26 protein-coding genes are annotated in these 26,144 nt (G+C 67.0%); 21 read left to right on the top strand and 5 right to left on the bottom strand.

Features of this window, described 5'->3' with window-relative positions:
- Positions 1-78: 78 nt before the first annotated feature.
- Positions 79-549, bottom strand: coding sequence for a TIGR03618 family F420-dependent PPOX class oxidoreductase (locus RJ1_RS19170; protein ID WP_073362645.1), 471 nt, complete (start codon positions 547-549; stop codon positions 79-81).
- Positions 550-676: 127 nt separating this feature from the next.
- On the opposite strand from RJ1_RS19170, the gene RJ1_RS19165 reads away from it, so the two are divergent.
- On the top strand, positions 677-1,534 hold the full coding sequence (locus RJ1_RS19165; RefSeq protein ID WP_073362792.1) for a class I SAM-dependent methyltransferase: 858 nt from the start codon (positions 677-679) through the stop codon (positions 1,532-1,534).
- Positions 1,535-1,552: 18 nt separating this feature from the next.
- On the opposite strand, the gene RJ1_RS47295 is transcribed toward RJ1_RS19165, so the two are convergent.
- Together RJ1_RS47295 and RJ1_RS19155 are read right to left on the bottom strand one after the other, a co-directional pair.
- Positions 1,553-1,699, bottom strand: coding sequence for an SDR family oxidoreductase (locus RJ1_RS47295; RefSeq protein ID WP_240320150.1), 147 nt, complete (start codon positions 1,697-1,699; stop codon positions 1,553-1,555).
- Positions 1,700-1,862: 163 nt separating this feature from the next.
- On the bottom strand, positions 1,863-3,113 hold the full coding sequence (locus tag RJ1_RS19155; protein ID WP_073362789.1) for a helix-turn-helix transcriptional regulator: 1,251 nt from the start codon (positions 3,111-3,113) through the stop codon (positions 1,863-1,865).
- Between the two features lie 190 nt (positions 3,114-3,303).
- Between RJ1_RS19155 and hxlB the strand changes: the two genes are divergently transcribed.
- Both hxlB and hxlA read left to right on the top strand, forming a co-directional pair.
- Positions 3,304-3,885 carry a 6-phospho-3-hexuloisomerase gene (gene hxlB / locus RJ1_RS19150; RefSeq protein ID WP_073362643.1) on the top strand — a complete coding sequence of 194 codons (582 nt, stop codon included), beginning with the start codon at positions 3,304-3,306 and terminating at the stop codon, positions 3,883-3,885.
- Positions 3,886-3,929: 44 nt separating this feature from the next.
- Positions 3,930-4,559, top strand: a complete 630-nt coding sequence (gene hxlA / locus RJ1_RS19145) for a 3-hexulose-6-phosphate synthase (protein WP_073362640.1) — start codon at positions 3,930-3,932, stop codon at positions 4,557-4,559.
- Between the two features lie 69 nt (positions 4,560-4,628).
- On the opposite strand, the gene zwf is transcribed toward hxlA, so the two are convergent.
- A complete protein-coding gene (gene zwf / locus RJ1_RS19140; RefSeq protein ID WP_073362637.1) occupies positions 4,629-6,170 on the bottom strand; it encodes a glucose-6-phosphate dehydrogenase in 1,542 nt (513 codons plus the stop codon).
- 200 nt (positions 6,171-6,370) lie between these two features.
- Here zwf and gnd point away from each other — a divergent pair, with 200 nt between their 5' ends.
- Positions 6,371-7,270: a phosphogluconate dehydrogenase (NAD(+)-dependent, decarboxylating) gene (gnd, locus tag RJ1_RS19135; RefSeq protein WP_073362786.1), complete on the top strand. Its 900-nt coding sequence runs from the start codon at positions 6,371-6,373 to the stop codon at positions 7,268-7,270.
- 106 nt (positions 7,271-7,376) lie between these two features.
- Here gnd and RJ1_RS19130 read toward each other — a convergent pair whose 3' ends face one another.
- Positions 7,377-8,114: a FadR/GntR family transcriptional regulator gene (locus RJ1_RS19130; RefSeq protein ID WP_073362634.1), complete on the bottom strand. Its 738-nt coding sequence runs from the start codon at positions 8,112-8,114 to the stop codon at positions 7,377-7,379.
- Between the two features lie 226 nt (positions 8,115-8,340).
- Between RJ1_RS19130 and mhpA the strand changes: the two genes are divergently transcribed.
- The 17 genes from mhpA to RJ1_RS19045 all read left to right on the top strand — a co-directional run bounded on the left by mhpA (position 8,341) and on the right by RJ1_RS19045 (position 26,144).
- Complete coding sequence (gene mhpA / locus RJ1_RS19125; RefSeq protein ID WP_073362632.1) at positions 8,341-9,942, top strand: bifunctional 3-(3-hydroxy-phenyl)propionate/3-hydroxycinnamic acid hydroxylase MhpA; 1,602 nt, start codon at positions 8,341-8,343, stop codon at positions 9,940-9,942.
- Positions 9,943-9,970: 28 nt separating this feature from the next.
- Positions 9,971-10,852, top strand: a complete 882-nt coding sequence (locus tag RJ1_RS19120) for a fumarylacetoacetate hydrolase family protein (RefSeq protein ID WP_073362629.1) — start codon at positions 9,971-9,973, stop codon at positions 10,850-10,852.
- A gap of 11 nt (positions 10,853-10,863) precedes the next feature.
- Complete coding sequence (locus tag RJ1_RS19115) at positions 10,864-11,790, top strand: VOC family protein (protein ID WP_073362627.1); 927 nt, start codon at positions 10,864-10,866, stop codon at positions 11,788-11,790.
- Positions 11,791-11,883: 93 nt separating this feature from the next.
- Positions 11,884-12,189, top strand: coding sequence for a Dabb family protein (locus RJ1_RS19110; protein ID WP_073362625.1), 306 nt, complete (start codon positions 11,884-11,886; stop codon positions 12,187-12,189).
- Positions 12,190-12,248: 59 nt separating this feature from the next.
- The gene (locus tag RJ1_RS19105; RefSeq protein ID WP_083400811.1) at positions 12,249-14,657 is read left to right on the top strand and encodes a LuxR C-terminal-related transcriptional regulator; all 2,409 of its coding nucleotides are present in this window, start codon (positions 12,249-12,251) and stop codon (positions 14,655-14,657) included.
- Between the two features lie 128 nt (positions 14,658-14,785).
- Positions 14,786-15,217 (top strand): nuclear transport factor 2 family protein, encoded by a 432-nt coding sequence (locus RJ1_RS19100; RefSeq protein WP_073362621.1) that lies wholly within the window; start codon positions 14,786-14,788, stop codon positions 15,215-15,217.
- A complete protein-coding gene (locus tag RJ1_RS19095) occupies positions 15,214-15,711 on the top strand; it encodes a nucleoside deaminase (protein ID WP_073362618.1) in 498 nt (165 codons plus the stop codon). The genes RJ1_RS19100 and RJ1_RS19095 overlap by 4 nt, the downstream gene beginning before the upstream one ends.
- On the top strand, positions 15,711-16,415 hold the full coding sequence (locus tag RJ1_RS19090; RefSeq protein ID WP_073362616.1) for a dienelactone hydrolase family protein: 705 nt from the start codon (positions 15,711-15,713) through the stop codon (positions 16,413-16,415). The genes RJ1_RS19095 and RJ1_RS19090 overlap by 1 nt, the downstream gene beginning before the upstream one ends.
- A gap of 184 nt (positions 16,416-16,599) precedes the next feature.
- Positions 16,600-17,562 carry an ABC transporter substrate-binding protein gene (locus RJ1_RS19085; protein ID WP_073362613.1) on the top strand — a complete coding sequence of 321 codons (963 nt, stop codon included), beginning with the start codon at positions 16,600-16,602 and terminating at the stop codon, positions 17,560-17,562.
- A gap of 6 nt (positions 17,563-17,568) precedes the next feature.
- Positions 17,569-18,399, top strand: a complete 831-nt coding sequence (locus tag RJ1_RS19080; RefSeq protein ID WP_083400810.1) for an ABC transporter permease — start codon at positions 17,569-17,571, stop codon at positions 18,397-18,399.
- Positions 18,399-19,193: an ABC transporter permease gene (locus RJ1_RS19075; RefSeq protein WP_073362780.1), complete on the top strand. Its 795-nt coding sequence runs from the start codon at positions 18,399-18,401 to the stop codon at positions 19,191-19,193. The genes RJ1_RS19080 and RJ1_RS19075 overlap by 1 nt, the downstream gene beginning before the upstream one ends.
- Positions 19,190-20,017: an ABC transporter ATP-binding protein gene (locus RJ1_RS19070; RefSeq protein ID WP_083400808.1), complete on the top strand. Its 828-nt coding sequence runs from the start codon at positions 19,190-19,192 to the stop codon at positions 20,015-20,017. The genes RJ1_RS19075 and RJ1_RS19070 overlap by 4 nt, the downstream gene beginning before the upstream one ends.
- Positions 20,018-20,165: 148 nt before the next feature.
- Positions 20,166-20,693, top strand: a complete 528-nt coding sequence (locus RJ1_RS19065; protein ID WP_073362611.1) for a flavin reductase family protein — start codon at positions 20,166-20,168, stop codon at positions 20,691-20,693.
- 51 nt (positions 20,694-20,744) lie between these two features.
- Entirely contained in the window at positions 20,745-21,944 is a 1,200-nt protein-coding gene (locus tag RJ1_RS19060; protein WP_073362608.1) for an acyl-CoA dehydrogenase family protein, read from the top strand.
- A 341-nt stretch (positions 21,945-22,285) separates the two neighbouring features.
- Positions 22,286-23,548, top strand: coding sequence for a glycosyltransferase (locus RJ1_RS19055; RefSeq protein ID WP_073362774.1), 1,263 nt, complete (start codon positions 22,286-22,288; stop codon positions 23,546-23,548).
- Positions 23,545-25,677: an RNA polymerase recycling motor ATPase HelR gene (gene helR / locus RJ1_RS19050; protein ID WP_073362606.1), complete on the top strand. Its 2,133-nt coding sequence runs from the start codon at positions 23,545-23,547 to the stop codon at positions 25,675-25,677. Before RJ1_RS19055 ends, helR begins: the two co-directional genes overlap by 4 nt.
- 95 nt (positions 25,678-25,772) lie before the next feature.
- Positions 25,773-26,144, top strand: coding sequence for a thioesterase family protein (locus RJ1_RS19045; protein WP_073362771.1), 372 nt, complete (start codon positions 25,773-25,775; stop codon positions 26,142-26,144).

Genomic DNA, 26,144 nt, shown 5'->3' with positions numbered 1-26,144 from the left:
GATCGTCCCTGGTCAGCGCCGGAGATCAGTGGATGGCGCTTGTCGGAGCTTCCACACCAGGAGCGGAGTACACGTAGGTCACGACCCCGACTGTTCTGCGCTCGACGGCGCCGGATTGCTGTAAATGCGATCCGGTCGGACGAGCACCGCAGTCCGGCGGTCGGCGGCCATCACGCGGTCGAATTCGGACCAGTTGTCGTGAGTTCCGCCCGCCGCGACGAAGATGTCGCGCAGCAGCAGCCGCAACCGCTCGGAGTCCAGCCACGGCTGAGAATCGTCCGGACCGGCGAGCTCCGCACGACCTTCGACGGTGGCCCACTGCCAGCCACTGCGAAATGTCGTCGTCACCTGCGGTCGGACCCTCAGATTGGCCAGCTTGACCTTGCCGTGGGCAACGAACGCCAGCACACTCTCGCTTGTGACGGGATGCGCGAGGATGCCGGTGTTGACCACACTCGACTGAATGGTTGCGTCGGCACGGAGCGTCGCAACGACGGCCAATCCTTGATCGGCGCGGGCGAGCTCGAAAGCGTCCTGAAGCGTAGTCACCGGTTTACCTCCGATTTCGCTCTGCTCGCAGCCCAGTATGAGCCGTTGTGGCGGACACTGACGGCGAAGGACTCGATTAGCTCTGGACGTGAAACGGCGAGAACTGAACTGCGAGGAGGAAGAGGGCATGGCAGACGAGGAAACCGAGGTACCTGACAGCACGGCGGTGCGAGTCGCCTTGTGGCGGGCGATGCACGTTCAGGTCGACCCGCCGCCGCACGTACTCGAGGACGAGATCGGTCTGCAACTGGCGGGGCCGGACAACGGGTGGCGGGGCCGCCCGGACATGGACCCTGCCGGCACCCGCGGATTTCGGGCGGCGATCGTAGCCCGCGCTCGATTCATCGAAGATCTGGTTGCAGAGGAGGCCCGCCGCGGCGTCGGCCAGTACGTCGTTCTGGGGGCCGGTCTGGACACCTTCGCCCAGCGCAGGCCGGAGATCGCCTCCCGCCTGCGGGTGTTCGAGGTCGACCAGCCCGGCCCCCAAGCCTGGAAGCGGCGCCGCCTGGTCGAGCTCGGCTTCGGTGTCCCCGACTGGTTGCGGTTGGTGCCGGTCGATTTCGAGGCCAGCGAGTCCTGGTGGGAGCAGCTGGGTGCCGCGGGCTTCGATCCTGGCGAGCCGGCGGTCGTTGTCTCCACCGGCGTCACCATGTACCTCACGAGAGACGCCACGGCGGCAACCCTGCGCCAGCTCGCCGGGTTGGCCCTCGGATCGACGCTGGCGATGACCTTCTTGCTGCCGACCGAACTTCTCGACGACGCCGACAGACCCGGACTCCGGGCGTCCGAGAGCGGTGCACGAGCAGCCGGAACTCCGTTCATCAGCTTCTATACCCCGCAGGAAATGCTGGCCCTGGCCCACGAAGCCGGTCTCGAGGACGCGCACCACGTGGCGGGAAGGACCCTCGCCGAACGCTACTTCGCCGATCGGACCGACGGTCTACGTCCGTCTAGCGGAGAGGATCTCCTCGTTGCGACCACCTGACGCTCTTCGCGCCGCCTGTCAGCGCGCCCGGAATCCGCCGTCGACGACGAGTTCGGTGCCGGCGACGAAGCTGGCGTCGTCGCTGACGAGGTAGGCGACGGCGGCGGCGAGTTCGGCGAGGTCTGAGCGGTCGCTGGAGGCTGTTGCCGGCGCGGACGTCGGTATTCGCCTCCGCGGTGACCGCTGCAGCGGTCACGACCAGCACGAGGATCTTCGGGGCCGAGGCCGCGAGAAGGAACCCGGACCGAGTGCCCTCCTCGGCGACATGGTGTCCGCCGCGGCCATCCATGTGGGCACGGTGACGAAATCGGGAATCTTCGGTGATCCTCTAGCTTCGGCCGGGCGCAGCATGTGCCCCTCCCGGCACGATTCCGGCTCGTATTCCGATCGCTCCGGCCTCGCCTCGATTGGCGACGTCGAGTTTCTTGAGCACGCTGGCGACGTGGAACTTGATGGTGCTCTGGCTGATACCGAGTTCTTCGGCGATGGCGCGGTTCCGCTTGCCCACGGCGAGATGCGCGAGGACTTCGAGTTCGCGGGGATTCAGTGTGGACAGGAGGTGCTCGTCAGGCCGGGCCGCGGGCGGGTCGAGGGGGACGGTGAGTGTGACCCGGCTCCCCCACCCGGTGATCGATTCGACGGCGATTCGCCCGCGCAAGGTGTTCAGGCGTCCGGACAGTTGCCGTGTGAGGGCGTTGCGGTCGATGGTGCCGGGCCCCTGGTCGCGGACCTCGATCAGGACGTTGTCACCGTCGCAGTCCCACGCGATCCGCATTCGGGTGAGCACCGGTTGCGCACCGAACGCGAGCACGATGGCCCGGACCATGGCCCGCGCCGCGTGCGCCACCTCACCAGGCAGTGGTCGACCGTCGGCCGGCGGTTCGATGTAGTCGACCTCGACCTCCCGGTATCGCAACAGTGGCCGCAATTCACCCTGCAGGCGTGCGAATGCGGTGGTGACCGCTTCCTCGGACAGGGCCCGGTCCGCTGCACCCGCGGACCGCAGGGCGATCAACGCGGCAGAGGCTGTCTCGCTGGCGGTGATTCGTGCGCGGCGATCATCGAGGTCGTTCGAGCGGAGCGTGCCGAGCACCGACGCGAGGGTCGCCTCGTGCGCCTCGCTGAGTTCGGCGATCGTGCGGGCGCGTTCACTCGACGCGGCCCGCGACTCGGCGAGGTAGTCGGGGCTGGCCTGGGCCACCTGCTGCTGGATGGAGGTTGCGACGATCCCGAACACTGCCGCGACCTCGTCGGCATCGGGTGCGTCGGGCTGGGACGGCCGCGGAACGAGGACCAGCAGGATGTCACTGATATCGCGCACAGCCCAGATTCGTCGGTGGGAACCAGCCAACAGGGCGGGTCCGTCGAGAACGCCACCCGGGTTGATCGACTGTTTGATCTCGTCGAGTTCATCGATGGTCACCCGGTCGACGATCTGACGGTTACCAGCCACTTTGCGGGGGCGTCCGGTGCATTCACGGGTGAAGATCACCAGAGCGTCGTGCGACAACAACTGTCCCAGGAACCGCGAGAAGCCGGCCGCGATATCCGGGAGCGGGCCCGTGATCACCTTCCGCATCTCCACCCAGGCATCAACCTGCAACCGAACAGAGTCCTCCGCAATTACCACGCATTCACAGTATTGCCGCTACCGGTGAGAAGGCACTGGCCAACCGACCAGCCCGAACCGGCCGAGCGGCCGGGTGCCGAAGCGCAGCGGGGTCGGCAGCCTGGGAACCAGGACAGAACAGCCATCATCGAGGAGGATCATGACCGTCACCGTCGAGCAGACCCGAACACGGTTCAGCGACGGGCGCCGCATCGTGCTCGACGAGAACGAGCGGCTGCTCAATTCCATTGCTGCAGAACAGTGGGACCGCGCCGGTTCGCTCATCACAAGCGCGCGGGCGGTCTTCGTGATCGGCAACGGGCGCAGCGGCCTGGCCATCCAGATGGCCGCCATGCGCTTGATGCACCTCGGTCTGCGCGTCCACGTGGCCGGTGAGGTCACCGCCCCAGCCCTCGGCGCACACGACGTGCTGATCGCCGTGTCCGGGTCGGGCACCACCGCCTCGGTGGTCGGGGCTGCCGACACCGCGACGAAGGTCGGTGCCTCGGTGCTCGCCGTCACCACGGCCCCGGATTCGCCGCTCGCCCAGCGCGCCGACGACGTCCTGATCCTGCCGGCGGCCGACAAAGAGGATCACAGCGCATCCATCACCCGCCAGTACGCGGGCAGCCTTTTCGAGCAGTCCGTGCTCCTCGCGTTCGACGCGCTGTTCCAGGCGCTGTGGAGCAACGAAGACCAGACCGCCGAGCGGCTGTGGGAACGCCACGCCAACATCGGCTGAACCGACACCCCTGAACCCCCGAAGATAGACAACAGGAGAAACACATGACGAAGCTGCAGGTTGCAGTCGATCTGCTCACCACCGCCGACGCGCTGGCGCTCACCAACAAGGTGGCCCCGTACGTCGACATCATCGAACTCGGCACTCCGCTGATCAAGAGCGCCGGCCTCAGTGCCATCAGCGCGATCAAGGCCGCACACCCGGACAAGGAGGTCTTCGCCGACCTCAAGACCGCCGACGCCGGTTTCCTCGAGGCCGACCTGGCGTTCACCGCCGGCGCCGACCTGGTCACCGTCCTCGGTGCCGCCGGTGATGCCACCATCAAGGGCGCCGTCGAGGCCGGCCGCAAGCACGGCAAGAAGGTCGTCGCCGACCTGATCGGCGTCGAAAACCGTGTCGAGCGCGCCCGCGAGATCGCCAAGCTCGGAGTCGCGTTCGTCGAGATCCACGCCGGCCTCGACGAGCAGGCCCAGCCCGGGTACTCCATCCAGACCCTCCTCGACGACGGCAAGATCGCCGGTGTGCCGTTCTCCGTCGCCGGTGGCGTCAAGGTCGACACCATCGCCGCCGTCCGCGATGCGGGTGCCGACGTCGCCGTCGCCGGTGGCGCGATCTACAGCGCCGAGGACCCCGCCGCGGCCGCGAAGGCGCTCAGGGACGCGCTCGCGAAGTAGCCACAAACGCGAAAGGCCCCGAACACTTTCGTGTTCGGGGTCTTTCGTCGTCGGTTATACGCTGCGAGGTCAGAGCGTCCGCCACGCGCGTGCGGTCCGGCTGAGCATCCGCTCCGCCGACGCCGGACCGGACGACCCGGAACGATAGGTCTCCGGTCGGCCGCAACCCGTCCAGTAGTCGAGTAGCGGATCGACTACCTTCCAGGACCATTCGACCTCCTCCCTGCGAGGGAAGAGTGTGGCGTCGCCACGCAGCACGTCACAGATCAGCCGTTCGTAGGCCTCCGGTGCGGGGTCGAACACCGACCGGAAGTCCATCCCGAGGCTGACCGGCTGAATGTGCATGCCGCCGCCGGGGCGTTTGGCGCCGATGTGCAGTTCGATTCCGTCGTCGGGCTGGACCCGGAAGACGAGTACGTTCGAGACCGCCGCGGCCCGGCTAGCGGGCGACCCATGGACGGGCGGTGTGAACGTCACCGCGATCTCGGCGGTGCGCCGCGCCAGGCGTTTACCGGTGCGGATGAAGAACGGCACGCCGGCCCACCGGCGGGTCGCGATCCCCACGGTCAGGGCCGCGAAGGTCTCTGTCGCCGAGTCGGCGGGGAACCCTGCCTCGTCAGCCAATCCTGGTACGGGAACATCGTTCTCCACTCCCGCCCCGTACTGGCCGCGGGCCGATGTCTCCGCGAGCGGTCCGAGGAGTTCGGTGGCGGAGAGGACCTTGATCTTCTCGGCGGCGATGCCGTCGGCGTCGAACGCGACGGGTTCTTCCATCGCGATCAACGCCAGCAGTTGCAGCAGGTGGTTCTGGATGACGTCGCGCGCGGCGCCGACGCCGTCGTAATACCCGGCACGCCCGGTCACTCCGACACTCTCGGCCATGGTGATCTGCACGTGGTCGATGTGCCGGTTGTTCCACAACGGCTCGAACATCCCGTTCGCGAACCGCAACGCGAGGATGTTCTGCACCGTCTCCTTCCCCAGGTAGTGATCGATGCGGTAGATCGACGACGGCGGAAACACGCGTTCCAGCGCGACACCGAGCGATTGCGAGCTGGCGAGGTCGTGCCCGAACGGCTTCTCCACCACCACCCGGCGCCACCCGTGCGCACTTCGGTTCAGCCCGCAGATTGCCAGCTGGTCGCAGACCGTCGCAAAGAAGGACGGTGGAACCGATAGGTAGAACACGTAATTTCCGGACTTGCCGCGGCGGACATCGAGCTCGGCCAGCCTGGCGGAGAGCCGGGCGAACGCCGCGGTATCGTCGAACGAACCCTGAACGAGGTGGATACGCTCGGCCAGCGACTCCCACACCTCGGGGTCGAACGGTGTGCGCGCATACGCGGTCACCGACTCGCGAAGCTGGGTTTCGGCGTCTGCGGTCTCCCGGGCAAAACCGACGAGATCGAAGTCCGCTGGCAGCTGGCCGGAGTGGGCGAGGTCGTAGATGGCCGGGAGCAATTTCTTGCGGGCGAGATCACCGGTGATCCCGAAGATCACCATCGACACCGGCTCCGCGAGCTGACCGATGTTGCCGATCAACGCCGCGCCGACAACGCCGCCCGAGCCGCCTGCCAGCGGATACCTCTCCTGCACTTCAGAAACGGTCACTTTGTTGCACTCCGTCTTTCGATCCACCACAGGCGCATTCAGACAATGCGTCGGATACCAGTGTCGAAGGCGCGGCGAGGTAATGCACTTGGCCGAGCGGCCAGTGACAGCTGCCCGTCCGGTCAGGTGAGGCGGCCGCCGAACCCCCGTAGACATAGACCCCGGCACGATACTCGAGAATCGAAAGTGGAACGGTGACGATGAAACTGGGATTGGTCGGTCTGGGCAAAATGGGGCTGAACATGCGCGAGCGGCTGCGTGAACGTGGAGTCGAGGCGATCGGATACGACCCGAACGCCGCCGACAGCGATGCCGGCAGCCTCGAAGCGTTGGTCGAATCGCTTCCGGCGCCGCGTGCCGTGTGGGTGATGGTGCCCGCCGGTGCGCCGACCCGCCAGGTCATCGGGCAGCTCTCTCGCCTGCTCGCACCCGGGGACCTCGTCGTCGACGGCGGCAACTCCCGGTTCACCGAGGACAAGCTCAACGCGGACGTCCTTGCCGAACACGGCATCCGCTACGTCGACTGCGGCGTCTCCGGTGGGGTGTGGGGGCGACGGAACGGATACGCACTGATGGCCGGTGGTGACGCCGCCGACATCGACCGGTTGATGCCGGTCTTCGACGCGCTGCGGCCGGACGGTGATCGGGAAGACTCCTTCGTCCACGCCGGCCCGGTCGGCGCCGGCCACTACTCGAAGATGGTGCACAACGGCATCGAATACGGACTGATGCAGGCCTACGCCGAGGGGTACGAACTGCTGGCGGCGGAAGAATCCATCGTCGACGTACCTGCCGTGCTGCGCGCGTGGTCCCAGGGCACCGTGGTCCGCTCCTGGTTGCTCGACCTTCTGGTGCAGGCGCTGTCCGACGATCCCCAATTGGCGTCGATCTCCGGTTACACCGAGGATTCCGGTGAAGGCCGCTGGACCGTCGAAGAGGCCATCGCCCACGCGGTCCCCGCGCCGGTGATCTCCGCCGCGTTGTTCGCCCGGTTCGCGTCCCGCCAGGACGACTCCCCCGCAATGAAAGCCGTCTCGGCATTGCGCAACCAGTTCGGTGGGCACGCCGTCCGGTCCGCCGAGCCGGCCGGGGTCGCCTGAACCGTGACGGCTGGCAATAGACGATGTCCCAGCTGAACTGATACCGCACAAGCGACGTCGAACCACATTCCGCGAGCCGTAATGGTCCGATACCGCGGAAAGTTCGTCAGGCTGTCTGAGTGCGCGCAGACTCGGTTTCCCGTTGTGTCGTGTTGTGCTCGTGGATGAGTCGGAGGGCCTTCTCCCGGTCACGGCGGTCGAGAGCGTCGACGAGATCGGCGTGTAGTTGCTGACGTTCGGCGATGTATTCCGACAGAGGTCTCTCGCCGACGGGTTCGACTGACACGGTGTGGGATTCGATCAGATCGAGCAGGCTCAGGTAGATCGACTTCAGGATGGCGTTGGGGCTCACGCGGGCGATCGTGGCGTGCAGTTCCCAGTTGGCTCGGACGAATCCCGTCGCATCGCCGGCGTCGGCGGATTGCTGCATGACGTCGAGAGCGGTGCGCATGCGAGCGATGTCGACGGCGGAACTGTGATCGAGTGCGTCTTCGATGAGCAGCGGGTCCAGGGCGTCTCGGATGCGAACGGCGTCCGCGACGTCACCTTCGGCGGCGTCGAGGGAGAGGATGGAGTTCCCGAGACGCGCGATGGGGGTGGGTGAAGCCGCGAACAGTCCCCCACCTGGTCCCGATCGGACGGTGATCACGCCGCGTGACTGCAGGATACGAAGGGCTTCGTTGAAGGTGCCCTTCGCGACTCCGCATCGTTCTTGTAGTTCCTTCTTGGTGCCGAGCCGCGAGCCCTGCTGTGCCCGCTCCGCGAGCTGGCCGATGGCCAGCGCGGCCTGCTCGGTGCGACTCAGCGATGCATCCATCATCATCCGCTGCGCGAGATCGGTCATCGTCTCCTCGTTTCGTCGTACCCGGCCCCGCGTTGCTCATGAAATCTTCGTCGCCGGGGCGGGCGCAATAGCCCATTTTACTGGATTAAGCATGCTCGATAGGGATTGATGCGGCCGAGTCCCTTGACATGCGAGGTGGGTCACAGCATTCTGTATCTATTGAACATGCTCAATAGGGCTGAATTGGTGTTCACTACTGCACTCGAACCGAGGAAGAGCAAAGAACATGCAGGACAACCTCCACGACGTGGTGATCGTCGGCGCCGGACCCGTAGGACTGGCGCTGGGGCGGATGCTCGGACTCCGCGGTCACGACGTGATGATTCTCGAGCGCTGGCCAGAGCCGTACCCACTGCCGCGCGCCGTTCATTTCGACGACGAGATCGGCCGCGTGTTCCAGTCGATGGGCCTGACCGACGAGGTCAAGGCGATCTCGGAGGCCGTGCCCGACTGCTATGAGTGGCGCAATGCCGCCGATGAGGCGCTGGTGCGGATCGACTGGTCCGGAACCGGCCCCAGCGGCTGGCCGACGGCGTCCTTTTTCTCCCAGCCGCAACTCGAGCAGGTCCTCGCCGACGCGGTCGAGGCGATGCCGAACGTCACCCTGCTGCGCGGCGCCGAGGTGGTCGGTATCGATGAGGGCGCGGACGACGTCGTCGTGACGTTCACCAGCACCGTTGTCAAGCAACGGCACGCCCGCGCACGGTTCGTGATCGGATGCGACGGTGCCAACAGCTTCGTGCGCGAACGTATGGGCGCGACGATGCACGATCAGGGATTCTTCTTCGACTGGCTGATCGTCGATACGATCCCGCGGGACAACCGCCAGTGGTCGCCGCTGAACTGGCAATTGTGCGATCCCGCCCGGCCGACGACAGTCGTGTCGGGTGGTCCGGGACGCCGCAGGTGGGAGTTCATGCGGTTACCCGGTGAGACGCGGGAGGAGCTCAATACGCCCGGCAAGGCGTGGGAGTTGTTGCAGGCGTGGGGCCGGACTCCGGAGAACAGTGAGCTCGAACGGCACGCTGTCTACACCTTCGCCGCCCGCTGGGCGGACCGGTGGAACCACGGCCGACTGGCCATCGCCGGTGATGCCGCGCACCAGATGCCGCCTTTCGCGGGCCAAGGCATGTGCTCGGGCATGCGAGATGCGGCCAACCTGTCCTGGAAACTCGACCGGATACTGCGCGGCGAGTCCGAAGTCGCGCTGATGGACTCCTACACCACCGAACGCAGCACCCACCTCGCGCATGCGATCGCGATGTCGGTCGAATTGGGCCGGGTCATCTGCGTCCTCGACGAAGACAAAGCCGCCGAGCGCGACGCCCGAATGATCGCCGGCGGCGCCGACCCGGCGAAAGTCCTACCGGTCACCGCGCTGCCGGTTCTCGGCGAGGGGGTCATCTCCCCTGCCGAGGAACGAACCGCTCTCGCAGGGACCCTCGCGCCGCAGTTCCCGGTGCAAGCGAACGGGCGGCGGGACCTGCTCGACGAGGTCACCGGTTACGGCGCAGTCCTGCTGGTACGCGACGGGGGTTCGGCCGCTCGGGTGGCTGCGTCACTACAGTCGCTGCTCGACGACACCAGGGTCCGGATGATCACCATCGGTGACACCGGCGACCCGGATCTATGCGATGTCACCGGTCAATGGTCCCGCTGGTTCGACGACAACGGCATCGACTCGGCCCTGATTCGCCCGGACCACTACCTCTTCGGCGCCGGACTCGACAGCGACACCGTGCCGGACATGCTCGCCGAGTACCGTGACCGACTCCGCATCACCGCCCACACAGCCGCCCGTACTCCCTCGACAACCAGCTCTGCCTAACCAATAACACACTAGGAGAACCGTTTTCATGCGTATCGCCAATATCGACAACCGTGCCGCCCTCGTCGTCGGGGAGGAGGGTGCAGAAAGAGCGCTGGATCTGGCCACCGCCTCCCATGGCCGGTTCGGCCCCGAACTGCCCGCCGTGTACGACGCCTGGAACGACGTCACGGCATGGGCGGCCGAACAGGACTTCTCGACCCTCGCCGACGACAGCTTCCCGATCGACCGGGCCCTCCTCGGAGCGCCGTCACCCACCCCACGACAGGTGTTCGCCGTCGGCCTGAACTACCACGCCCACGCCGCCGAATCCGGCTTCGAATCACCCACCCACCTGCCGCCGGTATTCACCAAATACGTCTCCAGTTTCACCGGCCCCGACACCGACGTGACCATCCCGGCCGGCGGCAACGTCGACTGGGAGATCGAACTCGTCGCCGTCATCGGCCGCGAAACCAGCAACATCGACGACGCCGGCGCCTGGTCGCACGTCGCCGGACTCACCGCGGGCCAGGACATCTCCGAGCGGGTGTCCCAGCTCCGCGGCCCCGCACCGCAATTCGGACTCGGCAAGTCCTTCCCCGGCTTCTCCCCGCAAGGCCCCTGGCTGGTCACCCCGGACGAATTCGCCAACCCGGATGACCTCGAACTCGGCTGCACCGTCGACGGCGAAGAAGTGCAGAAGGGCCGCACCAAGGATTTGATCTTCCCCGTCGCCGCGCTGATCGCCGCCCTCTCCCACACCGTCACCCTCTACCCCGGCGACGTCATCTTCACCGGCACCCCCTCCGGGGTCGGCGTCGGCCGCGACCCGCAACGATTCCTGCAGCCCGGCGAGAAACTCGACAGCTGGATCGAGGGTATCGGACAACTGCACCAGAGTTTCGTCGCCGACCCTGGCACGAAGTAGAGGAGCACGCCATGGCATTGCACGGACTGGGCAAGGTCACCGTCGGCGTACCCAACGTCGACGACACCATCGCCTACTACACCGATTTCGGACTCGACCACCGAGGGGGCGGGGTGTTCGCCACCGTCAACGGCGGCGAACAACTCGAGATCGTCCACGCGCCGGCCCGGCGGCTGGTCGAGTTGACCGTCGCCGCCGACGACGCCGACGACATCGCCGCCACCACCGCCCGCCTGCACCGACTCGGTCTGGCACCCGAGCACGATGGCACCTCCGTCCGCGCCGTCGAACCGGTCACCGGCACGGTCGTGCGTGTGCAGGTCCGGCCTCGGATCGTCATCGACCCCGCGGTCCCCGCCACCGTCTACAACGGGCCGGGCCGCATCGACCGCTGGGGGCGGGCCCCGTTCCTCACCCGCACCGAGCCGGTCCGCCCCCGCAAACTCGGACACGCGGTGATCGGGTCCACCGACCTCGAGACCACGATGAAGTTCTTCACCGACGGACTCGGATTCAAGGTCAGCGACTACATGGGCGACAAGGCCGCGTTCCTGCGCTGCTCCGTCGAGCACCACAACGTGCTCGTCATGGCCGCACCGGTGAACTTCATGCACCACACCAGCTGGCAGGTCGACGACATCGACGAGGTCGGCCGCGGCGCGCACGCGATGCTCGACGGCAACCCGGAACGGCACATCTGGGGCCTCGGCCGGCACTACGCCGGGGCGAACTTCTTCTGGTACCTCAAGGACCCGGCCGGGAACTTCTCCGAGTACTACTCCGACATGGACACCGTCCCCGAAGACGAACTCTGGAGCCCGAAAGTTCTCCACGGACTCCAAGGCCTCTACGCCTGGGGACCACCGCCGCCCCCGTCCTTCCTCGAACCCGACGACCTCGCCGCCCTCATGACCGGAGCACACTCCACCCAAGGGTGACTCCCGCCCGTGCCGGGGGTTGCACCCACAAGCGCATTCCCCCGGCACGGCCCCGGCACACCACCGCCCTGCGCACCGGATAAGGAACGCCGCATGCCACTCGCTCACGTCGTCACTTTCACCTTCTCCCCCGACCTTCCTGCCGGCACCCTCAGCACCCTCGCCGACAGGCTCGACGAGTTGTCGGAGGCCTGTCCCGGCATCGATTCCTACCGGCACGGACCCGACCAGGGGGACCGTCCCGGGAACGCCGACTACGCGGTCACCGCGGTATTCGAGAACGAGGACGCTTTCACCGCCTACCTGACATCTCCCGATCACCGGCGCATCGTCGCCGAACTGATCGGACCACACTTGGTGGGCAAGAGCTCCGTCCAATTCCCCATTCCACTCGGATGATTCGAGATCGGTTCTTCGCCGGCACACCGCGCGCCGTCGATCTCTGACAGGATTCGCAGATGGAGGCACCACCCCCGCGGCCCGCTCTGGTGGGCCGCACGGAAGACGTGGCGGCAATCTGTGCTCTGTTCGGCGACCCAGCTGTCGGGATGCTTACCGTCGTCGGGCAAGCGGGGGTAGGAAAGACTGCAGTCGTTGCAGCTGTCGCCGAGCGGCTGACGGTGTCGGGGATCGACGTGTCCCGGGTCGACCTGTCCGAGTGTGCCGCCGGCAGGGACGGACTGGCGATGATCGCGGCGGCCTGTGCGCGGCCCAGCGCATCGGAGAGCGCCCGTGTCGTCGTGGTCGACAGTCTGGAGAGGATCGGGACCGAGGTTCGCGCGCTCGGTGCGATCGCCGCCGCGCACCCGGACGTCGCACTGCTCGCGACGAGCCGGGCAGTGACCGGCCTCTCCCGCGAGTACCGCTACCGGCTGGACCCGCTACCGTGCCCGCCCCTGGAGGACCAGGTGCCTGCTGACGGCGGTCGCGGCCCTGCCCTGCAACTGTTCCTCGATCATGCCCGCCGAGTGGCCTTCGAGACCGACCTCGAATCGAATACCCCGACCGTTGCCGCTGCCTGCCGGCGGCTCGACGGCAGCCCGCTCGCCCTGCTGATCGCCGCGAACCAACTGGGCACGGTGACGCTGGAAGGTTTACGAGGGCGGCTGGAATCCGGAGGGTCGCCGAGCATGCGCGGTCCGAGTGATCTGCCCGACCGGCACCACACATTGGCGCGCACCCTGGCGGACAGCGTGACCCTCCTCGCCCCGGACGATGCGGCGCTCATCCCGGTACTGGCGCTCTTCGACGGCGTCGTCGAACCAGCTGCGGTCGTCGAGGTTCTCACCGAGGCGGCGGAAATCGAGGGAGCGTGCGGTGACACATTCACCCCCGACACGGTCGTCGAGCACCTCGGGGAACTGGTGCACCACACTCTGTTGCACCCCGTTCACGACCGATCGAGCGGGAGTTCGATCGCCTTTGCGATGACACACATCGTCCGCGACTACGGACGTCACCTGTTGCACGCCGATCCCCGTCAGTCGGGCCTTCGGGCCGCGCACGCCGAATATTTCCGGCGGCGAGTCGTCGAGGGCGCCGATCTGGTCGGCTCGGACGCCGACACCTGGCTGTCCCGCACCGACGGGGATTTCGCCGACATCCGCTCCGCCCTACGGTTCTACCTCGGCATCCGCGACGCACGCGCCCTCGCCGTGGCGGCGGGCATGCGCAACTACTGGCTCGCCCGCGGCCTGCTGCAGGAGGGCGTCGAGTGGCTCACCGACAGCATCGCAACCGCGTCCGATCACCGGACCGTGGCCATGGTGAGGGCCCTCGAGGCCCGCGCGGTACTCACCGGTGCCGCATCGTCCTACGCCAGTGTCCTCGAGGACCTCTCGGAATGCGTCGACCGTTGGGAGGAACTCGGCGAACCGGTGGCCCGCGCCCGTACCATGGTCGACCTCGCCGCCGCCCAGTTCGAGGTGAACGGGTTCGAACTCGCTCGTCCGCTGTTCGAGGAGGCAATCACCACGCTCGACGACGCCCGGGATCTCTGGTGGGCAGCGCACGCCCGCAGCCTCTTCGGGGCATCCGCCGCGACCACCGGAAACCACCGCGACCTCGCCCGAACCAATCTCGACCGCGCGGTGGAAGGATTTCGCAACATCGGCGACAGCTCCTACACGAACGTCCCGCTGCAACAACTCGGCCGGTTCCTCCACGAAGACGGCCACGACATCCAGGCGGTCGCCCTGTTGACCGAAGGCCTACGGCTTGCCCGTGGTGCAGGCGACGCCTGGAACACGTCGGTGTTCCTCAACCTGCTGGCCGATATCGCCCTCGCGCGCGGCAACTCTCCGGCGGCGGCCTCGAACTATCTCGACAGTCTCGCCCTCGCCGCCGAGATCGGTGCGAAGCCGCGGTTCATCTGGTGCCTGGAGGGGTTGGCGGTCAGCCTCAACGACCTCGGCGAAAGCTCCTACGCCGCCCGGCTCGTGGGTCTCGCCCTTTCGATCCGCTCCACCCTGAACCTGCACGGCTGGGTCGAATTCCCGGCCCGCGCCATCGATGTCACCGCGATACCGACCGGCTCATCATCGAATCTTGCAGTGCTGCATGCGCAGGGCTTCGGGATGACCGTCGGGGATGTGCTTGCCTATGCCCCGCAATTCGTGGGAGCCAACTCTCGGTCAGGTGCCCGCAGGGGTAGGCGAGGCCGGTTTCCGGATGGGCTGACCGTCCGCGAAGTGCAGGTTCTGAGGTTGATCGCCGGCGGTTCCACCAGTCGAGCGATCGCCACCGAACTCGTGATCAGCATCGAAACCGTCGGACGGCACATCAGCAATCTCTATCGCAAGATCGGAGCCTCCGGACGAGCCGAGGCCACCGCCTACGCCATAAGGTCCGGATTGATGGAGGACTGAGGAAGACGCGCCTCGCTGCCTTTGCCGAGGCGGTGTGTGCCGCAAATGTGACGAGTTCTGGTGATGTGCGCGCCGGTGGAATCGGGAGAAGCTACTACCACACGACAACTGCATCACAGGAGCTGCTGATGAACAAGATTCTGGGCCATGTCGACACTCCCACTCGCTCGGAAATTCATGACCTGATAGTCGAATTCACGTGGAAGCTCGATCACGCCGAACCGGCCGGCTTCGCGGACCTGTTCGAGGCCGACGGCCGTTTCATCACCGGCCAGGGCGTGATCGCCGGCCTCGCTCGGTTACAAGAATTTGCCGACACGCGCACCGCGATGATCCGCACCTCCCGCAGTGTGCTCAGCAACCATCGCCTCGTCCGCCTGTCCGACACCCTGATCGAAGGCACCGTGCTGGTCACCCTCTACATGCACGACGGCACCACCCTGGGCGAACCCGTCGCCCACGCGGTGTCCGAATATCGGGACCTCTACGTGCGCGGCGGCGACGAGGTGTGGCGGTTCCAGGAACGGCGCTCGGTGCTGATCTTCACGAGGCCGGCGTGAGATCCGCGGACGACCCGGTCGCCGAGGACCGGACGCATCTGCTGCACACCTTCGATCTCGCGCGAGCGGCGCGGGCGCAGGGGGACCGACCCTTCGGCGCCCTTCTCGCCGACGCCGACGGCGCAATCCTGCTGACCGCCAACAACACCGAGATCACCAAGCGCGACGTGACCGCACACGCCGAGACGAATCTGGTACGGGCCGCGTCGGACTCCCGGTGGGCGTCCACGCTGGAGGGCACCACGATGTATACCAGCACCGAGCCGTGCCTGATGTGCGCCGGCGCGATCTACCTGAGCGGCATCGGGCGGGTGGTCTACGCGCTGCCATCCCGCGATCTGGCCGCGCTCCCGGGAGCGTCGGACACCGTGCGGATGGTTCCGGTCCCGATCGCGCAGGCACTCGCGACCGGCGACGGACGCCCCCAGATCCGTCACCACCCCATGGGCCACGCGGCGTTCGACCCCCACCTCGAGTACTGGAAGGCACAGTGATGACAAGCGGCTCCATGGTCGCCCTTTCCGCCGCCGACGGCCACACCTTCCGGGCCTACTCGGTATCACCAGAAGTCACCGAACCGGTGGGCGGGCTCGTGCTGCTGCACGAGATCTTCGGCATCAACTCCTACATGCGCACCATGGCCGAGATCTTTGCCGGGCACGGTTTCCACACCCTCGTTCCCGATCTCTTCGCCCGCCAGGAGCGAGACGTCGAACTCGGCTACAGCGGGGACGATTTCACCCACGCGCTCGAACTTCGGGACAATCTCGACAGGTCGACCGTCACTCTCGACATCGGGGTCGCGAGCGACTTCCTCCGCGGTGGCGACACGAGCAACGGCCGGGTCGGCACGCTCGGGTACTGCCTCGGCGGCGGGCTGGCCATCCTGGCGGCTGCGCACACCGACGTCGATACCGCAGTCAGCTACTACGGTGTGGGGGTTCAGGACCACCTCGACCTCGCAGAGAGAATCAACGTGCCGGTGTTGTTCCATTTCGCCGAGCACGACCACTACTGTCCCCCGGATGCGCGGGCCGCTATTGCAGAGGCGTTCACCGGGCATCAAGATGTCGAGCTCTACCGGTACCAGGGCGTCGGACACGCATTTGCGACATTCGGACGGGACACCTTCGACGCCGACGCCACCGACCTCGCTTTCGACCGCACCCTTCTGCACCTGAAACGATGGCTCGACTGACGGAGTCGCTGCCGACTCCGCCCAGCGGCCGCGGCCGAGAATACCGAGTTCTCGTCATTGTGGGCGCCACCCGAACCCGCCAGGCTCGTGACTACGAGATGTTCGCCACACCCAGGCTCCCGAAATCCCCGGACTCGAACGAGTTCCCGACTTCGGCGTCGTTCCTCACACGAAGGAATCACCCATGCTCATACCTTCTCGACACGCCGTCCTCGCCGGCATGATTGCACTCACGCTGGTGTCGACCGCGAGTTGCAGCTCTTCCAACGCAGACTCCCGGACCGACGGGCTGCTCGACGTCACGGTCGGCCAGCTGCCCATCGTCGATTCCGTTCCGTTCACCTTTGCCGTCGACAAGGGCTTCTTCCGGGAGGAGGGACTCAACGCCACACCCGACGTCACCAACGCGGGCGCGATGATCACCAATCTGGTGAACGGCTCAGACCAGTTCGCGCTCGGCGAGACTGCAATCGTCGTCCAAGCCTTCGACAAAGGTCTGCCCGTTCGAATCATCGGCGGAGTCACCAAGAGCACAGACATCCCCGCCGAGGACACCGGGGTAGTACTCGTCGCGAAGAACAGCCCGGTCAAGACCCCCGCGGACCTCAACGGCAAGACCGTCGCCGTCGGGGCCCTCGAGGGCAGCGGCGAATTGTCCCTGCGCGCCGCCCTGGACAAGGCCGGCGCCGACAGCGCCGGAGTGAAGTTCCTCGAGATGCCGCTCTCGGACATGACGGACGCACTGTCCAAGGGACGGGTGGACGCGATCAGCACGATCTCTCCGTTCGACACCGCCGCCCTCGCCGAGGGCGCCACCCGATTGATGTCACCGGGCGCCGAGGCAGTGCCCGGCGGGATGCAGCTGACGGTGGCCACATCGGCCACGTTCGAGAAGGAGCACCCGGAGGCAGTCGAGGGCTTCGTCCGGGCGTTGAACAAGGGCATCGAATACGCGGCCACGCACCCGGACGAAGTACGTGCGGCGCTCCCGAAGATCAGTCCGATTCCGGCCGAACTGCTTCCGGCGATGCGTTTGCCGGAGTTCGATGCCACCGACCCACACGCGGCACTGACGCTGTGGACCGGCCTGATGGAGCAGTACACCTTCGTCTCCGGCCCGGTCGATATCGACGAGTTGATGAGCTGAGCAATCATGACCACACTCGTACGACCCACACCGGCTGCCACGAAATCACCTCCGCGACAGCTCTCACAACTCCACCGCCGAGTAGCTGCTCGGGCGGGCTTCATCCTCGCCGCCCTGGTGTGCTGGCAGCTGACGGTACAGTCCGGGCTACTCCCCGCCACGTCGATTCCGACCGCAACGCGGACCGTGCTCACGCTCGCGAAGATGCTGACCACCCCGGAATTCTGGCGCACCGTCGAGCAGACGGCCACCGGATGGGGCATCGGTCTGCTGCTCTGCGCTGCAATCGCCATCCCCGCCGGTCTGCTCATCGGCACGTCGCAGTTCCTCACCCGCAGCACCCGCCTCGTCATCGACTTCCTGCGGACCATCCCCGCCGTCGCGCTCACCCCGGTGCTGCTCCTCATCCTGGGCTCGACCATGCAGATGAAGGTCCTCCTGGTCGTGTTCGGAGCGTGCTGGCCATTACTGACCTCCACCATCGACGGAGTCCGGCACGTCGACCCGGTCGCCGCGGATACCGTGCGATCACTTCGCCTGCCCCGCATCGATCGTATGCTCCGGCTGGTTCTGCCGACCGCGCTGCCGTTCGTCGCTACCGGGCTGCGCATCTCGGCGGCCATCGCGCTGATGCTGACCACGGCCGCCGAATACCTCGGCTCCGCACCCGGTCTCGGGAAATCTCTGGGCATGGCGCAGCAGGCCGGCGCCGTCGATGTGATGTTTGCCTACCTGGTGGTCGCGGGGCTACTCGGGGTCGGCCTGAACGTCATCCTGCTCTATCTCGAACGGCGATTGCTCCCGTGGGCGCCGGCCAACAGAGAGACGGTGCGGTGATGAGACAAGGCGTACGTGCGGTCCGCGCGGCGGCCATGGAGCTGTGGCTGCCGATCCTGATGATCGTCCTGGTCTGGGTGGCCACCGCCCGCGGTAGCAGTTTCTACTTCCCACCCCTGCAGCAGGTGGCGCAGACCTTTCAGCAGATGTGGTTGTTCGACCGGGTCGGGTCCGATGCCGTTCCGAGCGTGCGGAACTTCCTGGTCGGGCTCGTCATCGCGACCGTGATCGGAATCGGCGCGGGGTTGGTGCTCGCCTTGCGCGAAAGCCTGTACGACGCTGCACTCCCGGTCTTCGAGTTCATGCGGTCGGTTCCCGGCATCGTTCTCGTCCCCGTCTTTCTCGTGCTGATCGGAGTCGGCGACGGCATGAAGGTTGCGGTAATCGCCTATGGCGCGATCTGGCCGATCCTGCTCGGCACCATCGACGGGGTCCGTTCCCTCGACCCACTCGTGCGAGACATGATGCGCAGCTACCACATCCCGATGCACCACCGGCTGCTGCGGGTGATCCTGCCCGGTGCGAGTCCACAGATCCTGGCCGGGGCGAGGATCAGCGTCGCGCTCGGCGTCGTGCTCATCATCGCCAGCGAATACGTCGCCTCCACACACGGAATAGGCTACGTGCAACTGCACGCAGAGCGCACCTTCGCCATCCCCGAAATGTGGTCGGCGCTCATACTTCTCGGAGGTCTCGGCTACACGAGCAACATCGCATTTCGCGGCATCGAACGATATCTACTCCGCTGGTACCACGGGCTCAGGACAGCTGGGCAAGGAGGTTCTGCATCATGACCACATCCACGACCTCGGGCATCGCATCGGCCGGCACGGCCCACGGCGCTACATCCGGCACGCCGCTCAGTCTGGACGTGCGAGCGGTGGCGAAATCCTACGGCCGCGGCCCAGCCACCCGGCAGATCCTTGCCGATGTCACATTCGCCGTCCATCAGGGCGAGTTCGTCACCGTCGTCGGACCGTCCGGCGCCGGGAAGACCACCCTCTTGCGCTGCCTTGCCGGGTTGCTGGCCCCCGACGCCGGTGAGGTCGCACTGCACGGGCAGAAGATCACGGCACCCCCGAAAGGGCTTTCCCTGGTCTTCCAGGACTACTCTCGATCACTGCTGCCCTGGATGAGTGTGCTGCGCAATGTCATGCTGCCGCTGCGCCGACTCGGCTCGAACCGCGCCGAGCGGCTCCGCCTCGCCGAGCAGGCGCTCGAGGCCGTCGGTCTGGCCGATGCCGGGTCACTGTATCCCTGGCAGATGTCCGGTGGCATGCAGCAACGCGCCGCCATCGCCCGCGCGGTCGCTTGTCAACCCCAGGTGCTGCTGATGGACGAACCGTTCGCGTCGGTCGACGCGCAGACCCGAGCGGACCTCGAGGACCTGATGCTTCGTCTGCGGGACGAATTGAGGATGACCATCGTCCTCGTCACCCACGACATCGACGAAGCCGTCTATCTGGCGGACCGGATCATCGTGTTGTCCGGTGCCCCGACATCGGTCACCGAGATCATCGCCGTTCCCTTGCCCGCACCCCGCGATCAACTACGCACCAAACTCGAGCCGGCATTCGCCGAGCTGCGCGCCCACGTTCTCGGCCTGATCCGCCGCTGACCGCCGCCGCCTGCGGTGACGCAGGCGGCGGTGACCAGTTCCCGGTGCCGGCGCAAATGCCGACTTCTGGGGATGCCCCACCGAACGGACGCCGAGCAGGATTGAGCCAGAACAACTCCCGACAGCAGACCACGAAAGTGAGGGAATCATGACGATTACCACGGACTCCACGGGCACGTCCTGCTCGGCGTCGATCGCCGATGCATTCAAGGATGCGATGGCCTCGTTGTGCTCACCGGTCACGGTGATCACCGCGATGAACGAGGACACCCCGGTCGGGGCCACGGTCAGCGCCTTCAGTTCGCTGTCGCTGACCCCGCCCATGGTCACCGTTGCCCTCGACCGACGCTCGCGGGTGCTTTCCGCCATCACCGCCACCGGCCGGATGGGAGTCAATATCCTGGGCGAACGCGACCAGGAACTCGCGCTCAACTTCGCCACCGGCGGCATCGACAAGTTCGCTCAGACGCCCTGGCATCCCGAAACCGGACTGCCGCGCCTGCTCGACGTCCCCGGCTGGCTCGGCTGCGACGTCGCCCGGATCGTCGGTGGCGGCGACCACGTCATAGTCCTCGGATACGTGGTCACGCTCGAGCAGCAACACACCCAAACCCTCGCCTACCGCAATCGCCGGTTCGGGATCCACACTCCCCTGCCAACCCCGGTCCGAATGTGAATTCTCGGATCTTCCGACCCGAACCCACCAGCTGAAAAGGAACCCGCCACCATGACCATCACCGCCCCGAGTGCTTGGCCGCTCGCCCGTGTCGACCGCCGCGCCACCGCACTGGCCGCTGTCGACGCCATCCGCGACGAACTCGCCGCCGGCGCTGCCGAATCCGAGGCGGGACGCCGCCTGAGCGACCGCTCCATCAATGCCCTTCGCGATTCCGGGGTCCTCGGCATCATGACTCCCGACGATCTCGGTGGCAACGTCGTCGATGCGGTGACCGCGTTCGAGGTGATCGAGAAGATCGGGCACATCGACCCCGCCACCGCCTGGACCGCGACCATCCTCCTCGAAGGTGCCGGCGAACTCGCCACCGTCGTCAGCGACGACACCGCCCGGAAGATCTTCGCCTCCGGCATCGCCCTCAAGGCCGGCTCCCTCAAACCCGGCACGGCAACGAGGGTCGACGGCGGGTACGTGATGAGCGGCCGCTGGGACTTCGTCAGCGGCCTGCACCACGCCGACTACGTCACCGCCACCTTCCTCATCGACCACGAGGACGGTCAGACCGTTCGCCGGGCAGCGCTTCTGCCCCGCGCCGAGATCGATGTCCTCGACGACTGGCGAGTCCTGGGCATGCGCGGCACCGGCAGCAGCAGCTTCAAAGCCGAGCAGGTCTTCGTCCCCGACGACATGATCTACGACCCGCTCGGCGAGGGCCGACGCACCGATACCGCCCTGTCCCGCCTCGGCATGGTGCCGTTCGTGCTGCAGATGCATCCCGGCATGGTCCTCGGCGCCGCCCGCCGCGCGCTCGACGAAATCATCACCGCCGCACCGAAGATCCGGCGCGGTGGACGCATCAACCTGCAACAACCCCCCGCCCTCACCGAACTCACCTGGTTCCGACGCGAACTCGGCGAACTCGACGCCCGCATCCGCGCCGCCCGCAGCCTGTGCATCGACACCCTGCACCAGGTCAACGACGTTGTCGACGCCTGCGGCCGGGTCCAACTCCCCTTGCTCGACCAGATGCAGACCGCCGCCTCACTTGCCGCGAAAACCTCGGTGGAGGTGGTCACCCGCGCCTTCCGGCACGCCGGCGCCGGCGCAATCCTCGAGGACAGCATCCTGTCGAAACTCCTCCGCGACCTGAACACCATCTCCGCTCACGGAGTGATGAGCGAGGCGGGCTTCGAAAGCCACGCCGAGTTCATCCTCGGCCTCCAAACCGACGACAACCGCCGGATGGTGTAACCGCGCCGTCACAACCACCAACTGTAGTCAGCAACAACGAGTTCGTCCTGGCGCCCGAAATCCTTGGTGCGCCGGGACGAACGCGTGCTACGTAATCTTGCATCTGTCGAGTCAACGGGGCTTTACTCGAGGCGGCGCGTCCGTGATTCACGCCTCGCCCGCCACATGGGGCGTCTCGTCGCTTGCAAGGAAGTTTCCGTCCGTATCGGACGATGAAGGAAGCGAAGTACAACCTCTTCCACTTTCAATTTATAGCGCACAGGGGGTCTTGCGGCAAGGCCCGGGTCGTGCCGCAGAATCGTCGAATCGAAGCGGGAACCGACGAAGTGGGAGTAGACGAATTGCGTGTGTTGTTGTCGACGTACGGGTCGCGCGGAGACGTCGAACCGCTGGTGGGTCTGGCGGTGGCGTTGCGGGAACTCGGCGCCGAGGTGCGGGTGTGCGCACCACCGGACGAGGATTTCGCGCAGCGGCTCGCCGGGGTCGGCGTGCCGATGGTGCCCTTCGGCCAGTCGGCGCGCGCGCTGACCACCGCGGCGGCGCCGTCGTCGACTGACCTGCCCCGGCGAGCATCCGAATTGATTGCCAGCCAGTTCGCCGCGATCACCGCCGCGGCCGAGGGATGTGACGCACTGGTCGCGACCGGCGTGATGCCTGCCGCGGCCGGCGCACGGTCGGTGGCCGAGAAGCTCGGCATCCGGTACGTATACGCGGCCTTCCAGCAGCTCACCCTGCCGTCGCCGTACCACCCGCCACTGGCGTATCCAGGCCGGCCGTTCCCGCCGGAGGTGACCGATAACCGGATGCTGTGGGACCTGGACTCCCAGAGCATCGACGCGCTGTTCGGCGAGGCGCTCGACACTCACCGGGCGTCGATCGGCCTGCCGCCGGTCGACAACGTCCGCGACTATGTCATCGGCGAGCAGCCGTGGCTGGCGACGGACCCGGCCCTGGACCCGTGGCAGACGCCGGCGGACCTCGACGTCGTGCAGACCGGCGCGTGGATCCTGCCGGACGAACGCCCGCTCCCGGACGAACTGGTGGCGTTCCTGGACGCCGGAACACCACCGGTGTACGTGGGCTTCGGCAGCATGCCCATGCGCGCATCGACGGACGTCGCCCAGGTGGCCATCGAGGTGATCCGCGCGCAGGGCCACCGCGCACTCGTCGCCCGCGGCTGGGCCGACCTGGCCCTGATCGACGACCAGGACGACTGCTTCGCTGTCGGCGAGGTCAACCAGCAGGCACTGTTCGCCCAGGTGGCGGCCGTCGTGCACCACGGCGGCGCGGGCACCACCACGACGGCCACCCGGGCCGGCGCGCCGCAGGTGGTGATACCCCAGGCGGTGGATCAGCCGTATTGGGCCGGCCGGGTGGCCGCGCTGGGCATCGGCACCGCGCACGACGGTCCGACTCCGACCTTCGAGTCCCTGTCGGCCGCACTCAGGGCGACGCTGACCGCTGAGACCCGCGCCCGAGCGACCGCCGTCGCCGGCGCGATCCGCACCGACGGGGCGACGGTGGCCGCGAAGCTGCTGCTCGACTCGACCAGCCGAGAATCTGGATCCACCACCACGAACCTCAGATCGGAGCTGTTGCCGTGAGCCCCCTGACCACCAGCGTGTTCGACCTTCCCGACCACCTCGCGCCCAAGGCTGACCCGACACTGATCGCCGGCGACGAGCGGCATTTGTTCGCGATCGCGGACAGCCTCGAACAGTCGATAGCCGACCTGTCGAACCGCATCGATGCCGAACGCAAGGCGCCCCGCCGCCTGGGCCAGGAGGCGTTGGAGCGGGACATGATGGTCCACCAGCTGACTGCGGAACTGCGCGCCCTGCGTCGCTTCGGCTTGGACCTGTGCCTCGGCCACATCGTCACCGCAGAGAACCCCGAGCCCGTGTACGTCGGACGTCTCGGCCTCATGGACAGCGCGGGCAATCAGCTGCTGGTCGACTGGCGCTCCCCCGCGGCCGAGCCGTTCTTCGGGGCGACCCACGCCAACCCGATGGGACTGACGCGCCGTCGCCGGTACCGCTGGACCGGCGGGCGGGTCGGCGACTACTGGGACGAGGTGTTCACGTCGGACGGGTTCGGAGGGAACGCCGCCCTCGACGACCAGTCCGCCTTCATCGCCAGCCTGGGTAGCAACCGGTCGGCGCGGATGCGGGACGTGCTCGGCACCATCCAGGCCGATCAGGACGCCATCATCCGGGCGGGATCCGGCGGCGCCCTCGTCGTCGACGGCGGCCCGGGCACAGGCAAGACCGTCGTCGCGCTGCACCGCGCCGCGTACCTGCTCTATTCCGACCCTCGACTCCGTCACGGCGTGCTGTTCGTCGGCCCGCACGAGCCCTACCTGGCCTACGTCGCCGATGTCCTGCCCAGCCTCGGCGAGGAGGGCGTGCAACTCTGCACCCTGCGGGACCTCGTGGCCGAGGGTTCCACCGCGAAGATCGAATCCGACCCGGACGTGGCTCGCCTGAAGTCGTCCGCGGATCTGGTGAAGGCGATCGAAGCGGCCGTCAGATTCTACGAGGAGCCACCCACGAAGGGGATGACGGTCGCGACCGACTGGTCCGACATCTGGCTGAGCCCCGACGACTGGGCCGAGGCGTTCGAAGCACCGGAACCCGGTACTCCGCACAACGAAGCGCGTGAGCAGATCTGGGAACTGCTGCTCACGATCCTGGTGGACAAGTGCGAGGGTGATGTTCCGCCGGCCCAGCTCCGGAAGTCTTTGCTGCAGAACGACGAATTGCGCACGATCCTCGACAACGCGTGGACGATGATCGAAGCTGCCGACCTCGTCGCCGACCTGTGGTCGGTGCCCGCCTACCTCCGCAAGTGCGCGCCCTGGCTCAGCCCGGACGAGGTCCGGAAACTGCAGCGCGCGGACGCCCAGAACTGGACTGTGTCCGACCTGCCGCTCTTGGACGCGGCACGGCAGCGGCTCGGAGACCCGGAGGCGTCCCGTCGTCAACGGCGGTACAACGCGTCCGTCGCGGCCGAACGCGCGCGTATGAGCAGTGTCGTCGACGACCTGATCGCGGCCGACGACTCCGAGTTGCTGGTGATGTCGATGCTGCGTGGCCAGGATTTGCAGGAGACCCTCGTCGATGAGTCCGCCCTGCCGAGCGCCGACCCCGACCTGCTCGCCGGGCCGTTCGCGCACATCGTGGTGGACGAGGCTCAGGAACTCACGGACGCGGAGTGGCAGATGCTGTTGCTCCGTTGCCCGTCCCGGAGCTTCACCATCGTCGGGGACCGCGCCCAGGCACGGCACGGTTTCACGGAGTCATGGAAGGAACGGCTCGGGCGGATAGGGTTCGACCGGATCGACCTGGCCGCCCTGAGCGTCAACTACCGGACTCCGGAAGAGATCATGACGGAAGCGGAGCCGGTCATCCGGGCCGCGCTTCCGGACGCCAACGTGCCGACCTCCATCCGCCACAGCGGCATCCCCGTCGTGCACGGATCTGCGTCGGATCTGCACTCGATCCTCGACACCTGGTTCGAATCGAACTCCGACGGAATCGCCTGTGTCATCGGGGATCCGACGTTCCGGGCGACAACCCGCATGCGGTCGTCGACCCCGGAACTGTCGAAGGGCCTCGAGTTCGATCTCGTCGTCCTCGTCGATCCGGAGTCGTTCGGCGACGGCATCGAAGGAGCCGTCGACCGTTATGTCGCGATGACCCGCGCGACCCGGCAACTCGTCATCCTCGCGTAAGGGAGCGCGCACGTCGGGTGGGCGATCGCGACATCCCGCACATCACACACCGAATCGACCGGACGCGCGGCGCCCCCAGGCGTACCGTTCTCACGGTGCGCTATGAGGTAACCGAGGCCGATACCGCGACCGCGCTGGGCAGCGGTGACGTTCCGGTGCTGGCGACCCCACGGCTGATCGCGTGGATGGAGGCGGCCACCGTAGTCTGCGCTGCACCGTTCATCGGGGCGGGCCAGACGACGGTCGGAACGGCCATACGAATCGAGCACCGCGTCCCGACGCCGGTCGGTGCCGAAGTCGAGATCACCGCCGAGCCGCCGGCCGCCGCTGTCGGCCACCGGCTCACCTTCGCAGTGCGGGCCGTCGACAGCTCGGGGACCATTGTCGCGGCAGGCGAGATCGACCGGGCGATCGTCGACCGTGACCGGTTCCTCCGTTCGATCGCACCCAGCGAACACGAGCGCTGA

It is taken from the genome of Rhodococcus jostii NBRC 16295, from assembly GCF_001894825.1.
GTDB classification, from domain to species: domain Bacteria; phylum Actinomycetota; class Actinomycetes; order Mycobacteriales; family Mycobacteriaceae; genus Rhodococcus_F; species Rhodococcus_F jostii.
The sequence above is the reverse complement of the archived record's forward strand: the minus strand, read 5'-3'. Positions and strand labels throughout refer to the sequence as shown.